Origin of the sequence: Paenibacillus sp. FSL P4-0338, assembly GCF_038002365.1 — a bacterium.
GTDB lineage: Bacteria > Bacillota > Bacilli > Paenibacillales > Paenibacillaceae > Paenibacillus_AQ.
This window is the reverse complement of record NZ_JBBOCG010000002.1, coordinates 285,770-301,865: the sequence shown is the minus strand read 5'-3', so window position 1 is coordinate 301,865 and position 16,096 is coordinate 285,770. Positions and strand designations below refer to the sequence as shown.

General features: G+C 49.8%; 12 protein-coding genes. 3 read left to right on the top strand and 9 right to left on the bottom strand.

Annotation, left to right across the window (positions count from 1 at the left end; translation table 11 throughout):
* Window positions 1–125: 125 nt before the first annotated feature.
* From yfcE to MKZ07_RS25375, 6 genes are all read right to left on the bottom strand, one after another.
* Entirely contained in the window at window positions 126–677 is a 552-nt protein-coding gene (yfcE, locus tag MKZ07_RS25400) for a phosphodiesterase (protein ID WP_341028413.1), read from the bottom strand.
* Between the two features lie 506 nt (window positions 678–1,183).
* On the bottom strand, window positions 1,184–2,668 hold the full coding sequence (locus MKZ07_RS25395; RefSeq protein WP_036695592.1) for a glutamate synthase subunit beta: 1,485 nt from the start codon (window positions 2,666–2,668) through the stop codon (window positions 1,184–1,186).
* 293 nt (window positions 2,669–2,961) lie between these two features.
* A complete protein-coding gene (locus MKZ07_RS25390; protein WP_036695591.1) occupies window positions 2,962–3,942 on the bottom strand; it encodes a permease prefix domain 1-containing protein in 981 nt (326 codons plus the stop codon).
* 5 nt (window positions 3,943–3,947) lie between these two features.
* Window positions 3,948–4,274 (bottom strand): PadR family transcriptional regulator, encoded by a 327-nt coding sequence (locus MKZ07_RS25385; protein ID WP_036695590.1) that lies wholly within the window; start codon window positions 4,272–4,274, stop codon window positions 3,948–3,950.
* Window positions 4,275–4,581: 307 nt separating this feature from the next.
* Window positions 4,582–4,761, bottom strand: a complete 180-nt coding sequence (locus tag MKZ07_RS25380; protein WP_036695589.1) for an aspartyl-phosphate phosphatase Spo0E family protein — start codon at window positions 4,759–4,761, stop codon at window positions 4,582–4,584.
* Window positions 4,762–5,022: 261 nt separating this feature from the next.
* Window positions 5,023–6,414 carry a helix-turn-helix domain-containing protein gene (locus MKZ07_RS25375; protein WP_341028410.1) on the bottom strand — a complete coding sequence of 464 codons (1,392 nt, stop codon included), beginning with the start codon at window positions 6,412–6,414 and terminating at the stop codon, window positions 5,023–5,025.
* Between the two features lie 256 nt (window positions 6,415–6,670).
* Between MKZ07_RS25375 and MKZ07_RS33655 the strand changes: the two genes are divergently transcribed.
* The 3 genes from MKZ07_RS33655 (at window position 6,671) to MKZ07_RS25365 (ending at window position 9,202) form a co-directional block, all read left to right on the top strand.
* Entirely contained in the window at window positions 6,671–7,102 is a 432-nt protein-coding gene (locus MKZ07_RS33655) for a helix-turn-helix domain-containing protein (RefSeq protein WP_442792445.1), read from the top strand.
* A 570-nt stretch (window positions 7,103–7,672) separates the two neighbouring features.
* Complete coding sequence (locus MKZ07_RS25370; protein WP_036695588.1) at window positions 7,673–8,194, top strand: TetR/AcrR family transcriptional regulator; 522 nt, start codon at window positions 7,673–7,675, stop codon at window positions 8,192–8,194.
* 114 nt (window positions 8,195–8,308) lie between these two features.
* Entirely contained in the window at window positions 8,309–9,202 is an 894-nt protein-coding gene (locus MKZ07_RS25365; RefSeq protein WP_036695587.1) for a hypothetical protein, read from the top strand.
* A 16-nt stretch (window positions 9,203–9,218) separates the two neighbouring features.
* Here MKZ07_RS25365 and pulA read toward each other — a convergent pair whose 3' ends face one another.
* The 3 genes from pulA to MKZ07_RS25350 all read right to left on the bottom strand — a co-directional run bounded on the left by pulA (window position 9,219) and on the right by MKZ07_RS25350 (window position 15,841).
* Window positions 9,219–11,171, bottom strand: coding sequence for a type I pullulanase (pulA, locus tag MKZ07_RS25360; RefSeq protein WP_341028405.1), 1,953 nt, complete (start codon window positions 11,169–11,171; stop codon window positions 9,219–9,221).
* Window positions 11,172–11,744: 573 nt separating this feature from the next.
* Window positions 11,745–12,371, bottom strand: coding sequence for a C39 family peptidase (locus MKZ07_RS25355; RefSeq protein WP_051493578.1), 627 nt, complete (start codon window positions 12,369–12,371; stop codon window positions 11,745–11,747).
* Window positions 12,368–15,841 carry a PAS domain S-box protein gene (locus MKZ07_RS25350; protein WP_063829031.1) on the bottom strand — a complete coding sequence of 1,158 codons (3,474 nt, stop codon included), beginning with the start codon at window positions 15,839–15,841 and terminating at the stop codon, window positions 12,368–12,370. The genes MKZ07_RS25355 and MKZ07_RS25350 overlap by 4 nt, the downstream gene beginning before the upstream one ends.
* Window positions 15,842–16,096 lie beyond the last annotated feature (255 nt).

The following is a 16,096-nucleotide window of genomic DNA, read 5'->3' as shown; positions in this document are numbered from 1 at the left end:
TGGAAATATCCAGAGGGACTGCCATAGAAGCATAATAATCTGCGGACTGTAATCAGAAAAACTGTGAGACTCTAATCAGAGAGATTGCAGGACTACAATCAGAGGACCTCAGGGATGAATCGATTTTACAGAGTGATACGCTTGATGATGTTGCCCTCAAAATCCTTAATGCTGAACTCACCGTTCTCCAGAACGCCATAGGAGTTCGGGTTGTTCTCCTTGGGCAGCGCAATCGATCCGGGGTTGAGCACATTAATGCCGTCCTTCACCTCTGCCACCGGCAGATGCGTATGCCCCTGAATGAACACATCCTGCGGGGCGAGCGCAGGTAAGTGATCGATGCTGAAGCCATGCCCGTGGGTGGCGTAGATTTTGCGGCCTTCATGCAGAATAAGCACATAGTCGCCCATCATCGGGAAGTGCAGCAGCATCTGATCCACCTCGGCATCACAGTTACCTCTTACCGCCGCCAACGATTTGCCCGATTCGCTATAAGCATTCAGCCTGTCGGCGACCCCCTGCGGATTATATCCCTCCGGCAGCGGATTCCTCGGTCCGTGATACAGGAAATCCCCCAGAATAACCAGCGTGTGCGGCTGCTCCTCGTCCGCCTTCGCCAGCGCCTGTTCCAGCCAGTACAGTGATCCGTGAATATCGGAAATGAACATCAGCTTCATTCTTACGCTTCCTCTCTATCCATATAGGTTGAACAACTGCTGTGACTCTCTATAAAATCCTGCCCTAAATGCAACATTCCGCGCACCATTCCGGCACAAATCAGCTATTGTTGCATAAAAGGCAGGATTCCTTCTCCTCGCAGCGAAAATACATTATAAATCCTGCAGTTTGTACAACAATCCACCTATATGCCGCATATCGTTAAACCAAAATTGTACTATATACAAAAATCGGATGCATCACAGCGCACGTAAGATAAGACTAGAATATCCGGGTAAAAGCCTGCCTCCATTGTAAACGCCTCAGCCGGATGAACGCAAAGCAAGACGCCCTGACGGGCGTCTTTTAGCAGGCCTTCTCGTAACAGGGCGTTCCGTAACAGAGCCTCTCGTAACAGGACGTTTCTTGCCAGGGCGCCCCGTAACAGGGCCTCTCTAGAAGAGACATTCCTTGAAGGGTAACGCTTGCCTTAGCGTCTACTTGCAACTTACTTAATCAGCAAGCCTCAAGGCAGATTGGACGAGCCCATCAGGAAGCGGTCTACCTCGCGGGCAGCCTGGCGGCCCTCGTTAATCGCCCAGACCACAAGGCTCTGGCCGCGCCGCATGTCGCCGGCTGTGAAGACGCCCTCCACATTCGTTGCCTGCGCGCCGAACTCTGCCTTCACGTTGGAGCGCTCATCGCGCTCCACGCCAAGCTGTTCCAGCACCGTCTCTTCCGGTCCGGTGAAGCCCAGCGCCAGCAGCACGAGCTGCGCCTGAACAACCTCTTCGCTGCCCGGCACTTCTACCGGGGCCATCCGCCCGTCTTCCGTACGCTTCCATTCAATACGCACTGTATGCAGCTCCTGCACATGTCCGCCTGCATCGCCCACGAAGCGCTTGGTATTGACCAAATAGCGGCGCGGATCTTCTTCATATAACGAAGCCGCCTCCTGCTGTCCGTAGTCCACCTTCAGCACCTTCGGCCATTCCGGCCACGGGTTCCCCGGCTGGCGGGTCAACGGTGACTGCGGCATAATCTCCAGTTGGATCACACTGCGGCAGCCGTGGCGGATCGAAGTGGCTACACAGTCCGTCCCCGTATCTCCGCCGCCGATGACGACAACATCCTTGCCTGCCGCGGACAGATACTCTCCGTCAGCCAGTTCGGAATCCAGCAGGCTCTTCGTGTTCAGCGTCAGGAACTCCATCGCCTGATGAATGCCGCGCAGCCCGCGGCCTTCGAGCGGCAGATCACGCGCTTTGGTCGATCCGCCGCAGAGAACCACTGCATCATGTTCCTCCTGTAACTGAGCCGCTGTAATATCTCTGCCGATCTCGGTCCGGGTGACGAAGGTCACGCCTTCCGCAGCCAGCAGATCTACCCGGCGCTGCACCTTCTTCTTATCCAGCTTCATGTTCGGAATACCGTAGGTCAGCAGTCCGCCGATCCGGTCAGCCCGCTCATAGACCGTTACACTGTGTCCCGCCTTGTTCAGTTGGGCAGCGCAGGCAAGCCCGGCAGGGCCGGAGCCTACGACGGCAACCTTCTTGCCTGTCCGGGTAAGCGGCGGCTCAGGAACGATCCAGCCTTCCGCGAACCCTCTATCTACAATCGCTTTCTCGATCGATTTAATCGTTACCGAATCACCGTTCTTCCCTACTGTGCAAGAGCCTTCACAAGGCGCAGGGCAGACGCGTCCCGTAAATTCCGGGAAGTTATTCGTCTTGTGCAGGCGCTTCAGCGCAACCTGCCAGTTGCCGCGGTAGACCATGTCATTCCACTCTGGAATCAGATTATGCAGCGGACAGCCGCTGGCCATCCCTGACAACATACGCCCGACATGGCAGAACGGTGTTCCGCAATCCATACAGCGGGCACCCTGCTCACGCAGCTGTTCTTCCTCCATCGGAACCGAGAATTCATTCCAGTTCTTAATCCGCTCCAGCGGCTCGCATTCAGCAGGCGTGCGCCGCTGATATTCTATAAATCCGGTTGTTTTACCCATCCCTGTCATCCTCCGAGTCTCTCTGATTGGCCGCCGAAAGGTAATAGACGGCATTCATGCCCACACCCGGCTCCAAAAAGAAACACACTCTTCTGTCACCGTCCGTTATTCTGTCACTGTAAAGCAGCGAAGCAAGAGGCTATAACGGGGCTTCATATCACCCCGGTACAGGCTCTTGCACGGTTATAATAAGGGGAATAAATGCCTTCATATTACCACCTACCCGCAGGGAGGGAACATGAGCAATATCACCTTTTGTGTTAACGTTATGTGGCAAATCGTGCACAGCAGACTCAGGCAGCATCCTTTTTCTTGAACATATTGTAGACCGAGCTGAACACCCCGAACAGAATGCCAGTTAACGGGAAGACGATCCAGTTGATCTCCCACTGGTCGAACACAAAACCGCTCACCAGAAAAACACAAGTAACCAGCGGCCAGATCACAGCGGCAACCGCACCGACAAACCGGTCCTCCTCCTTCTTCGCTTCACTAAAATCCCCGGTCTTCAGCAGTCTCTGATAAGCCCCCCGGATATTCCCGTAATACACAAAGAGGAACACGGCAACAGCCACCATAATCAATAGAACGGCTACCCCGTAGGAGCTGTATTCATCTCCGAACGCAGCAGATACAAAGATGGCAATCGGCGATACTACGCATAAACAGACCCCCATGATAAGCGACAGCGTATAGGTGGCGGCAAAAGCCGACTGTCTCTGCTCAATATATGCCTCCAGCGGATACGGCAGACTGAACCCGGACTCCAAATATTTGTATTTCTCCATTTTCGTGCCACTGTAGATGAATAACGCGATAGCAGGAACGAGGAGCAGTAACAGGGAGACCAGCCCGATCATGCTCATCGCATCCTCAGAGAATACAGAGTCCATGAACCCGTTCTCCCCCAGACCTGAGATCAGGATAAGCAGAGCAGCGCCTAGCATAATCAGCCCTACACCCCAGCCTACGAGCAGGCCGGATCTTTTTTTGGCAGCGATAAATCCCTCTACAGCAAGCTCATCCAACATGGGCAGCCCTAGTCCTTCCTCCTTACGAACCTCTCCAAGCCCCAGCTCGCTTACCAGCTCATCAATGTTTCCGAATTCGGAAATGACGATGCCGACCGCCTCATTCTCCGACTTCCCTTCACTCTTCTGTTCATGGTATTTCTCCTCCATGTTGCCAAGCAGCTCCTGCTTCAGCATAAACATCTGTTCTGTTCTGGGCAAAGATGCGAACATATTGTTCAAGTATCCAATGATGGTATCCAAGTTCCTCACAGCTCCTTTATGAATTTGTTGATAACTTCCTGCGTTACCTGCCATTCTTCGCATTTTGCCCGGTAGTAGGCCAGGCCCAGGGGAGTGATGCGGTAGTAGGTGCGTCTTTTGCCAAATGTCTCATCCAGATAGAAGGAATCGATATAACCGTTCTTCTCCAGCCGGGTGAATGCCGAATAGAGTGTGGTCTCCTTCATAATGTATTTCTCATCCGATAGCTTCCGTATATTCTTGGAAATCTCATAGCCGTAAGACTCCCCGCCCAGAAGCATGTAGAGGATCATCGTGTCGTTGTATCCCCTAATCACATCACTGCTGATCAATTGCCTGCCTCCTATTACTTCATCTGTCGTAGTAATTAAGTTCAGTTTAGCACAATTACTACGACAGATGAAGTAGTTTTTTTACGTGGGAATACTATTTATATTAAAAGCGGGCTTATGGGCGGTTTCCGTGCTAAAGCAGGCTCGGATAAACCCTTGACATAAAAGCGCCCCTTGGAGAGTTTCCTCCAAAGGACGCTTAAAATGAATCTTATTCCTGGACTTTGATGTCCCGTTTTTCGGAATCATCTGATACACTAAAGGGGCGAGCGAACCCGACAAAGTTTCTCGCCCAAAAGTCGATTGTTCACCCAATCGGCTTTTTCATTTGCTCACCTATCGAATTGTACTGATTAATCAATTCATCCAATACCATTGATTGCTTGATTACAGCCGGATGCTGAAAATTCTCGTGCTTTGTTGTAAGAGCATGAAGGCGATTCCTGGCACGTTCAATACGTAACTGTATGAGCATGCTTTTTTTCATCGTAAAGCAACATCTCCTTTCTGTGATATTTTAGGTTTTTATGTCAAATAATTGCACAACACTCAGATGACAACTCTCCATTTATTGTTAATAATGGTTGAAACAAATTTAAATTGCCTCCTTAATATACAAAAAGCTTTCTCTCAGGAGAAAGCTTTTTTTGTGCAAACCGATGAAGTTGTAATATCTTAGCCCCAGCCAACGCCATGCCCCATTGTGGTTAATGTAGTCATAACAGGAGCCACAGTAGCAACAAGACAACTAAACGAAACTAAGAGGAACCATGTTTTTTTCCGCATTGATTCGATGCACCTCACTCACAAGTTTTTTAAATATCCTTTTCGCTTCTTGATCCGCATGATCACGATATTGTTCAAAAAGAGTCATACAGGTGATCATATTCCGTACACTTTTTATATTAATAGAAAAATCCAATCCTTCTAATATAAGATTAATTGCATTGTCCGGATTTTCCGGGCTTTTATTGAATTTATAAACACCCAAGTCACTTAAAAACTGAGCATACTTTTCTCCTAAAATTGATTTGTTATATTGGCCGTATTGACCCTCGATAGCTTGAAATGGAATAAATGCCTTAAACCGCTCCAATATGTCATCAATGTCGAAACCAAATTGATTCGCCGCTTGAACAATGTTACCCAAAGCAACAAAGATTTCTTCCGGATGATCGGCCACAAAATTAGCATAATCATATACTGCCTCAGCTTCACCAGACCATATTCGATACAGATATGTATTGGCTTTACCCCACTCAACGAATTGATTCATAAGGAATATAGCTTCCTCGTCATCTTCACGTATCCAAGACCTCCCTTCTGAATATAAAGCGACATATTGCAATGCTCCAGTGTAATCCTTATATTCTTCGCATACAGCGGAACGAACCAGCCAAGCATAAAAGATGTAGAAGTAGACTGGTCGTTCAGACTTCTTTTCACTTTCTCTAACGTTGTGTAAGTCATACTGGATTTGAGAAATCCGAAGCATTTCTTCAGCTAATTCATCTACCCTTTTCCACTTATGTACAGTAACCAGCACATCAATAAGGCACTTTAGTGCTTCCAACTGATCGGCTTCATGCAACCGATTCACGTAATCTTCAAATACCATCGCTGCTCTATAGTTTTTTTCCAAATCATTACCTAGCTCAACTAAAAATAAGCGATAACGGCAAAACGCCAACCGCTCGGAATGCTGAAATTTTTCAGCTTTACTCACATTATCATAGAGCAATGCTGCAGCTTGATGATACTTACTAGCAAACAGTTCTTCAGCAACATCAAACAGCGCTGGAACATAAGACAAATTATCAAGTAACCGCGTGACTATCCGCTCAATACAATCCAGACGCCCTAGAACCGCACACTTGATAATAAACGGACGTATTCTACGCATCGATGCGAAAAAAGCAAAACACTCTTCTACATATAAATCAAACAGAGCGTCCTCCTCTAATCCCAGCGCACCTGTAATTAATTCTAACTGCCTAACAGAGATTGGCCTGCTCCCCTGGAGTATCCGGCTAAGTGATCCAGAATTAATTCCAGAGAATGCAGAAAATTGAGCGTAGTTCATCTTCTTGCTCCGCATGTAGTTCAACAAAATCTGACGTATTGATTGTTCTACATCCAAATAGACACAATCCCCTTTCATGAAATACCCATATTTTAGGATGTTCATATTAATTATAGTAGTTCTTAATCGAACGGTGGTCAACAATGCAATTTGGTGACTATTTAAATGATTAAAACTACCAGAAACCAGGGTGATTTGTTAAAGAAAAACTCAATCATCAGAAGAAACATAGGGTTCGCCTCTCGCTGTTACATGTTATATGAATGATAACTATTAATATATACATCTTATAAAATAAATTCAATCATATAAAGTGTATTTCATTCCTGATTTCAATCATATATCCATCTGCCTATTTATCCCTTTCTTACCTACACTTTTAGTCAAGCAGTCTTCTGAAAGGAATGAATACATAGTGGATTACTCCCTCACATTAGTACGCATCGGACAACTGGTACGCCAATGCAGACTCAGTCAAAACTTGACTCAAGAACAATTAGCTGAGTTGGTCGGGACCAGCCACACGACCATCGGAGCCATCGAGCGAGGGGAACGTAATGTCACCGTCCGCTCGCTGCATCGAATAGCGGATGCATGCCAAACAGATCTGTTCTCCATGCTCTTGGTAGACCAACCTAATAACGAGCAGTTGTCTTCCATCATTGCGCTACTGATTGATCGAAGCCCCAGCGAGTTGCGCACAGCCTTGAACGTGCTTCAAAGTATCTTTCAACCACCTTCCTAGTAGCCCATCAGATTTCAACTTGTGAAAATCACTTTAACTAATGGCTTGCTGAGGGTTTATCGCGCCCCGTTTAGTGTGCAAGTGTGAGGCTTAATTGTAATTTGTACAACTAAATCGCCCTATGTGCCGCCGAATCTCTGTTTAGCTGTATTTCGTGCAATTAAAATGCCTCTATATCTGGATTTCCGTCCATCGTGGCAGATTTAGTTGTACAGAATACAGTTAGAAGAGGAAAGCCTCTCGTTTCACTGTTTTTAGTTGCACAGAATACATTTAACTCTCGTTGTTTGCTGCGAACTGAATGCATTATTTACACCTTCCAGAATATGAGCTCATCCGTCAAGTCCATAACACCGAGTCCTCCAGTAGAAGGGAGCCCTGACTCTACCATTTTAAATTTGTTGCTCAGATATGGCCTAATAATCAAGAAAAAGAGCAGGTTATCGAAGAGATAGTCCGCTCTTTTTGCACCAATAATAAGATTAGACCATCAGTTGGGATTGACAGAAAAATCATACTTTTATATGATTTATTTATCGCACGATAAATAAATGATTGGAACTGATCACAATGGCAGCAAAGGAAGATAAGAAGCAAAAAATTATGGAAAGTGCCTTGACCTTATTTGCAGAAAATGACTACTACAGGACAACAACCGCCATGGTAGCTAAATCAGCGGGAGTTACACAGCCCTACATCTTTCATTTTTTTGACAACAAAGAAGACTTATATGTAGCAGTGTTAAAACATGCCTACGATCGGATTCATGACACTTTTATGGAAGTCGAGGCACCTGCTGATCAGTTGGTTGGCGCGATGGGCAGCAGTTTTTTCAACTTAATGGAGACACACCGTTCCGAAGTATTAATGGTTATGCAGGCTTATACCATCTCGGAAGCGGGGATCAAACAACATTCTGCTAAGCTCTATAAGACTATTTTTGATGAAGTGACTGCCAAATTTCAGAAAGCAGGGTTACCCAATGCGGAAGAAAATACGATCCGTTTTATGAGTATGGGGCTGCTGGTCACGTTATCCGAGGTGCTTGATTTATCAGAAATAAAACAATCCATACTAATGACTAAGAATTGAATCAGGGGCAAGCAGCAAACGGATAAATCTTATCTGTTACTGCTTGCAATTATTTTTGATAATTATTTATTGATTGATAAATAAATTTGAGAGTGTGATCGAACCGTGCCTACTATGTTCAACGAATTGATGACATCTGCCGTATCTATTTTCAAGCGTGAACAAGCGCTCGTTATGCTTGGACTGCTTGGGTTTGTTATTGCGGGATGTGCTGCTGTCTATATGTTCTTTCAAGGAGCAGTTGTTCTGCCGGAGGGTAATATTAAAAATGTATTCTCGTTTGCAGCAGCACTAGGAATTTTTCTGTTATCCATTGCTGCGATCTTACCCTTTGCAGGCTTTACCGTTCGCATGAGAAAAGTGGTTCGCCGGCTTCTTATCGCTGCTGCTTCATACAGCTATGTAATTGAAACCCTGCAGAATTTCCGGGGCTTCAATCCCCGTTTCTCTAAAGCCGGCGGACCGGTGGATATCCTTGCGGGAGCTTTATTTGGCGTCGTATCTCTTTCTTTTGTCATCTCGGGCATCCTGCTTACTGTCCAATTTCTGAAAATGAAGGCTCCATTATCGCGCCCTGTAATTATCATCGGTATCCGTTATGCCTTGCTGTCGGTATTCATAGCTAATCTCGCAGGACTGATCATGATGAGTTTACAAGGCCGTTTTTTCGGAGCTGGAGGCAATTATATTGTACTACATGGAATTGGCCTCCATTCGCTCCAAACCCTACTGTTACCCGCCTGGCTGCTGGAACATTCGAATCTACTGCCCGGCAAACAGCGTCAGCTCCTGCATACAGGCTGCATAGCTTGGTTGATTGGCATAATGTTTATAGCCGTTCAGAACAGTCTTGGCTGTTCTATGTTTGAGATCAGCTTGTTCCCGATACTTACCGTCCTCTGTTTACTGGTTTGGCTGCTTACTGTCATTTCAGCATACATTAAGCATATTTCCGCCACAGCAAAAAGCAGACTGCCCCGGCAGCCTGCTTCGACGCGTTATCTATAATCGCGATACCTATCAGTTAGTTTACAGCAAGTACAATCATTCCTATTCCAGCAGCAGTTAAAATGCCGCCCTCCAGCCCGCTGATCTGCTCGCCGAATACAATGCCCCATGCTCCCAGTTCGGGCAGCTTCAGGGCTGCACCGTCCGGGTTGGCATTGTACAGAACGTACAGATGCTCCGCAGAATCTCCTCCGGCATGATCGCGGAGTGTGAAGGCCACCGCCTGCATCGGTGCGTCCTCGAACACCAGATGGTCACGGATCTCCTCTGCGGTACGCAGCCGGAAGGCGGGGTGAGCCGCGCGCAGCGCGATCAGCTGCTTCATGTACGCTACGGATTCAGCATGCTCCGCGCAGCGTTCCCAGTCCAGCCAATTCACTTCCACTGGCGATTTATAGCTGTTCTCCACACCATCCTTGGTCCGCAGGAACTCCTGCCCGGCATGAATGAACGGTATCCCTTGACTCGTCAGCACCATAGCCGAGGCCAGATGGTGCATAGCACGGCGCTGCCCGTCTTCTGCTCCAGCCGTAGACAAGACCAGCTTATCCCACAATGTATGATTGTCATGGCACTCCACGAAGTTCACACTCTGCTGCGGCTCCTGGGCGTATTGTCCAAGGCCGGGCCCATAATAGATTGCTCCGGCAATGCCTGTCTTCACATTGCGCTCGAAGCCGATCCCCCCGCCGATGAAGCCCTTTTGGTCATGCAGAAATATGTTTCCCTTCACCGCATCGCGGAAGCCGTCATTAAAATGCCCGATGCCCGGCATCTCATTGGCCTGACGCTGGTTGGCCCGCAGCTCTTCTGCCAGTTCCGTATCCATCACCCAGCCCTCGCCAATGGTCATAATCGAGGGGTCCAGCTCATCCAGACGGCAGCGGATCTCATTCATGGTTCCTACATCATGAAGTCCCATCAGATCGAAACGGAAGCCGTCAATATGGTACTCCTTAGCCCAGTACAACACGGACTCCACGATGAAACGGGACATCATCTTCCGCTCAGAGGCAGTGTCATTCCCGCAGCCTGAGCCGTTCGACAACCGCCCGTCCTGCTTGTACCGCAAATAATAGCCGGGGACCAGCTTGGTGAAATTGACGCGGAAGCCGTCATACACATGATTGTAGACCACATCCATGATCACACGCAGGCCGCGGTCATGAAGTGCCTGAATCATCGTCTTCAGCTCCCGGATGCGCAGGCCCGGAACATACGGATCTGACGCATAAGAGCCTTCAGGAGCATTGTAGTTCTTGGGATCATATCCCCAATTATAATGAGGCTCCATAAGAAGGGTCTCATCTACGCTCTCTGTTGCATAATCATAGATAGGCAGCAGCTGCACATGGGTAACACCGAGACTGCCAATATGATCAAGACCGGTGGCAATGCCCTCAGGACCCCGGGTGCCGGCTTCTGCAAGACCCAGGTATTGCCCTGTATGCGTAATCCCGCTGGCAGGATGAACCGATAAGTCACGCAGGTGAAGCTCATAGATCACCGCATCCACCGGGTCCGCAAGCGGCGGCTTATCCTGCGTCCAGCGCGCGGGATCGGTCTTGCGCAGATCCAGTATAGCCCCTCTGTCCCCGTTCACGCCGACCGCGCGGGCGTACGGGTCCACTGCTTCATTCCATAGATCACCGATGCGCACCTTATAGGTGTAGAACATTCCGTCCAGATCGCCCGGAACGCTGAGTCTCCAGGTTCCCCGGACGTCACGCACCATGGGAATCTGCTGCTGCGCAGCATCCTTCCAGGATGGATAGAGCACCAGCTCCGCTTCCTGGGCCGTCGGGGCCCACAGACAGAACGCTGAGCCGGACGCCGAATAGGTTAGGCCAAGATCCTCACCGTCATAGCTGAACAGCTCATCGAAACTCCGGTCGAAGACGGAGATTCCGCTGGTAGCCGCCGGGTCCCCGTAATCAATCGGTTCCTTCATTTCCTTCTGTACTGACAAGGCATACCGCCTCCTTTACCCTTAACTAAATATACGGCACAATTTCAAGTATTTATTCAACTCTGTTTTTCTCTATATGAAATTTTATCCTAACCACCATGTTTGTGCAAACGTTTGAATCACACGCTGCAAGTGGAAACTGCATTGCCGTCCTTTGTAAGGACGGTACCGTTTCAGCGAGAAAGATAAAGATAGGGCGAAGCATATACATTCTTATCTTTCAAAAAAGCCGGGGCACAGCAGATATCCTTCCCCAGCCCGGCCACTATCTTGAAGCAGACTAGTAGCTCATGAGATTTAAAAGGATGGATAAGGTTGTTAAACCGTATCTCAATTAGAAGAGGGAGTCCACCCGTCTCACTGTTTTTAGTTGCATAGAATACATTTATCTCTGATATGGTTCGCTACGAACTGAATACCTGTCTCTTTACTCCAAGGAGTTCTTTACTTGCTAAAGGTGGCTTCCTTCCAGAATAGGAGTTTCTCTCCGTTCGTTGCACCGATTCCTCCAGCAAAGGGGAGCCCTGACTCCAGCATTTTAAATCTGATGCACTACTATCTCCTGCTTGTCTGTTACTGCACATCTGGAGATTCCGGCAGGTTGAGCGATACCATCGTAAGTATTCTTTTATTCGCTGAATAAGAGATCTGCCGTTCTCTGCCCGGAGTATAACCGCCGCCCGGATGCCGCACCCCGTTGTCATGGACAACCAGCTTGCAGGAGCCGTCCTCTTCATCCTCATAGCCGATTCCCAGCACCCAATGATAATCATACGCATATCTTCCGCGCCAGCGGAGGCTGAACCACTTGTCGAATTTGAGCGCGACCGGACGCCCGGCATCAATCTCGGCCCGGTAGCGCCCGATATCATTGAACACGGATACCTTAATCAGGCCGGAGCGGTTACTTAAAGGCGGCAGGGCTGCGCCGATGTAAGCCCGGAGGCCTCTGACAAAGCTGCGTGTGCTCATGCCCCAGGGCGTCCCGCCATGATGGGCGTAGATGTAGTTAATATGCGCGGCCATGGAATCAAAATGACGGGTACCCGGAATAAACGTCCGGCCCCTATGCGAATGCCAATATTCCACGAGGGCGGCCATGGTCGCCGGCCCGCAGGCTGAGGAAGGCGAGGCTACGCCTGTCTCCCACTGTGTATACGCCTTCGCCTTCAGGCGCTCCCCGGAAGGCTTCCGGCTCATAGAGATACCCTATGGCTGCAATGCTCCAGCACCCGGTCAATATCGGCAGCCAGGAACGGCTTGCTGACAAAGTCATCCATGCCCGCCGCATAGCAGCGCTCCCGGTCCTCTTTTCTGGCATACGCTGTCACGGCTGCAATATACGGCTGGTGCGGAGCAGGGGCCTGTTCGCGGATTCTGGCCGTTGCCGTAAGCCCGCTCATCCCCGGCATCTGAACATCCATGAATACCAGATCATACCGCTCACGGAGCACTGCCTGCACCGCCGCTTCGCCATGATCGACCAGATCGGCGGCATAGCCTCTTTTGTCCAGCATAGTCACCAGCAGCTTCTGATTCACCGGATGATCCTCCGCCACCAATATACGCAGAGTCCCAAATTCAGAGGCGGGTTCGCCTTCTTCCGGACTGCTAATCCGTTCAGAGGCCGACGCTGGTTCAGAGACGATCACCGTATCCTCCCAGACGCCTTCCGGTTCCAGCTCTATATCTACAGGCAGGATGAAATAGAAATTAGATCCTTCCCCGACTACGCTCTCCACAGTGATGGCACCGCCCATCAGCTCCACCAGCTTTTTGCAGATCGCCAGACCCAGTCCGGTTCCCCCATACTTGCGGTTAATAGACGGGTGCAGCTGCGAAAAGGACTGGAACAGCAGCGGCTGCTTCTCAGGAGGGATGCCAATGCCTGTATCGGCCACGCTGAATTTGAGCGTCAGCTTCCTGCGGCCCCTGCTATATTCTCTGCTCAGCAGAATGGAGACCTGTCCCGTCTCGGTGAATTTCACGGCATTGCTGACGAGATTCACCAGCACCTGGCGCAGCCGGGCCGCATCTCCCATAATCAGCTCCGGCACATCCGCAGCCATGCGGCAGGACAACTCTATATTCTTTTCACGGGCCTTCGGCATGAACAGCTCCGTAATATTGTCGAGCAATTCCGCCAGACTTACCGGTTCGTGGGTAAGCGTCATTTTACCGGCCTCGATTTTGCTGAAATCCAGAATTTCATTAAGAATATATAACAGGGATGCACTGCTATCGCTGATAATCTGCGCATATCCCCGCTGTTCTTCCGTCAATTCCGTCTCAGCCAGCAGATCGGTCATACCCATAATTCCGTTCATCGGTGTACGCAGCTCATGGCTCATGATGGCAAGGAACTCCGATTTGGCCTGGTCGGCTTTCTCCGCCAGCTCCTTGGCTCTGATAATCTCCTTCTCCCCTGTAGTATCACGGAAGACAACGACCGCACCCTTGCGCTCACCCTTGTCGAACAGAGGGGTAACCTGGTACTCTGCCAGGAAGCTGGAGCCGTCCTTGCGCCACAGCACCGCATCCAGACTCTGATGGGCTTCTCCTGCCCGGACTGCCCGCATCAGCGGAGACTCATCCGGCCGGTAATGGTTGCCGTCGAGCGCGGTCTGCTGGATAGGGTACAGGTAAGGTTGCCCGGTAATCTCATCACATTCGAAGCCCAGCATATGCGCCCCCGCAGGATTAATAAAGGTGACCTTCCCCTCGTTGTCCAGACCGAATATCCCTTCGGACACGGCATTGAGGATCAGAGTGTAATCATTGCTCAGCTTCTCGATCTGCTCCGTGTACCTGATATGATCTGTGATATCGCGGGAAATTCCATACACCCCTACCACCTGATGATCTACAACAATTGGAATATTAATCGTATTGATCTCCACCGGGTGCCCGTCTTTGTGAATCAGCGTCAGATCATAGCTCTGCGGCTCCCCCTGGCTGGCAAGGGTGAAATGATGCAGCGTCTTCTGAATATCTTTGCCAGCGACCAGCGGTCCAAAATAATTCCCCAGCAGCTCCTCCAGCGAGTAGCCGCTCAGCTTCTCCAGATTGGCATTCGCCGTCAGATAATCCCCCTGCAGATTCATGGAATACACCGCCGCCGGATTATACTCGAACAGGGATTTGTATCGTTGCTCATTCTCCTGCAGCTTCGATTCGAATTGCTTGCGTTCAGTAATGTCACGTCCTACCGCAATAATCTCTGTCTTCCGGCCCTGCGCATCAAAAATATAACGGCTGTTCGTCTCAAACCAGACATAGGTACCGTTCTTGTGGCGATAGCGGTAGGACGCCGGGGGAATCAATCCAGAATCTTCGCTCTCCGCCATCTGATTCAGAATCATTTCCAGATCATCGGGATGCAAATAATCGTAGGCACTGGTGCCGATCATCTCTTCAGGCTCATAGCCGAGCAGCGACCGGCTGGCCGGCGAGCAGTACAGGAAGATGCTATCCTCTATCCCATGGCGTGAGATCAGGTCAAGGGAATTCTCTGACATCAGCCGGAAGTTCCGTTCACTCTCCCGCAGCTGCTCCTCCATATGCATACGCTCGGTAATATCCTGCATCATGCCGAACAGCTGGGCTGGCCTGCCTTCCGGTCCCGGGATAACGTCCCACTGGACATGCACCATCAGGACCTCCCCATCCGGCAGAATCATCCGGAAAGCCGTATTCCCCGGCTCCCCCAGTCCCCTAGCCCGTTCGACGGCCTCCCTCAGAATCGGAACATCTTCCGAATGGACCAGTGCCAGAAAGGCATTCTGATTCACATGGCCTGTCTCCACACTGTATTGCAGAATACGCCGCAGCTCATCGGAGAACGTGACTCTACCCTTTAGCAGATCCCAGCCCCATGAGCCTATTCTGGCTACCCGCTGAGCGGACGCAAGGGCCTCCTCGCTGTGCTTGCGCCGGGTGACGTTACGGCCAATTCCCATAATCCGTGTGATTTCATCCTTCTCATTGCGAATCACATGGAAGGAGGTCTCGAACCACAGATAGTGACCCTCCTTATGGCGCAGGCGGCGGCTGGAGATATTGTTCTTCAGCAGACCGCCGGAGCTGTTGATAGCCTCAACATCGTCCAGGTGATAGAATTCTGCGCGGTTCCTGCCGATAATCTCCTCCGGATGATACCCGATCAGGGAGTAGGAGGACGGTGATATGAACGTTATCGTCCCGTCCGGCAGGGAGAAGGAGATCATGCTCTGATCGTCTTTTATGAATAAATTGTACAGATCACGGCTGTCTACGGTTAGCTGATCTGCAATTTTGCGGTCTGTTATATCCTGTGCATATACAATAACAGTCTGGCCGGACAGCTCCTCTTGCGCCGGAATGAAGGTCAGGGAGAGCCAGAACGGATACCCGTCACGGCCGGAGAACCGCTGATCTATCTGGAGATGCTGTCCTTGCTGTTGTGCAAGCTCTATCCCGATTCGCTGAATAGAGAATTGCTCGTGCAATTCCCGGCCCGCCCCCGATAGAGTCCCTGAGAGAAACTCAGCTTCAGTGCAGCCCAGCATATTGCAAAAAGAAGGGTTAATCTTCATCCATCTGCCTCCTTCCGGAGACAATACCGCCATCCCCACCGGAGATAATTCGAAGGCTTGATCGAGAATGCTGTTATTACTAGCCAAGTTATCCATTACATAGGACCTCCTTCATCCCGGGCTGGCGTTCGCTTCCGCAGACCCTCTGCTGTTCTTCATCTGCCATTTCTACCTTCACAGTATACGCTATGACTGTCACAGAATGAAATGGAAGCCCAGCCCTTGATTTCTAAAAGTTAAAATTGAAATTATTGACAAAATATACGGTTATCCCTATATTTAAAAGCAAAACTATCTTCGTGACTCATTACGCCGGAAGCACCCGTAATAGAGGCCTGTTGGCCTTTACTG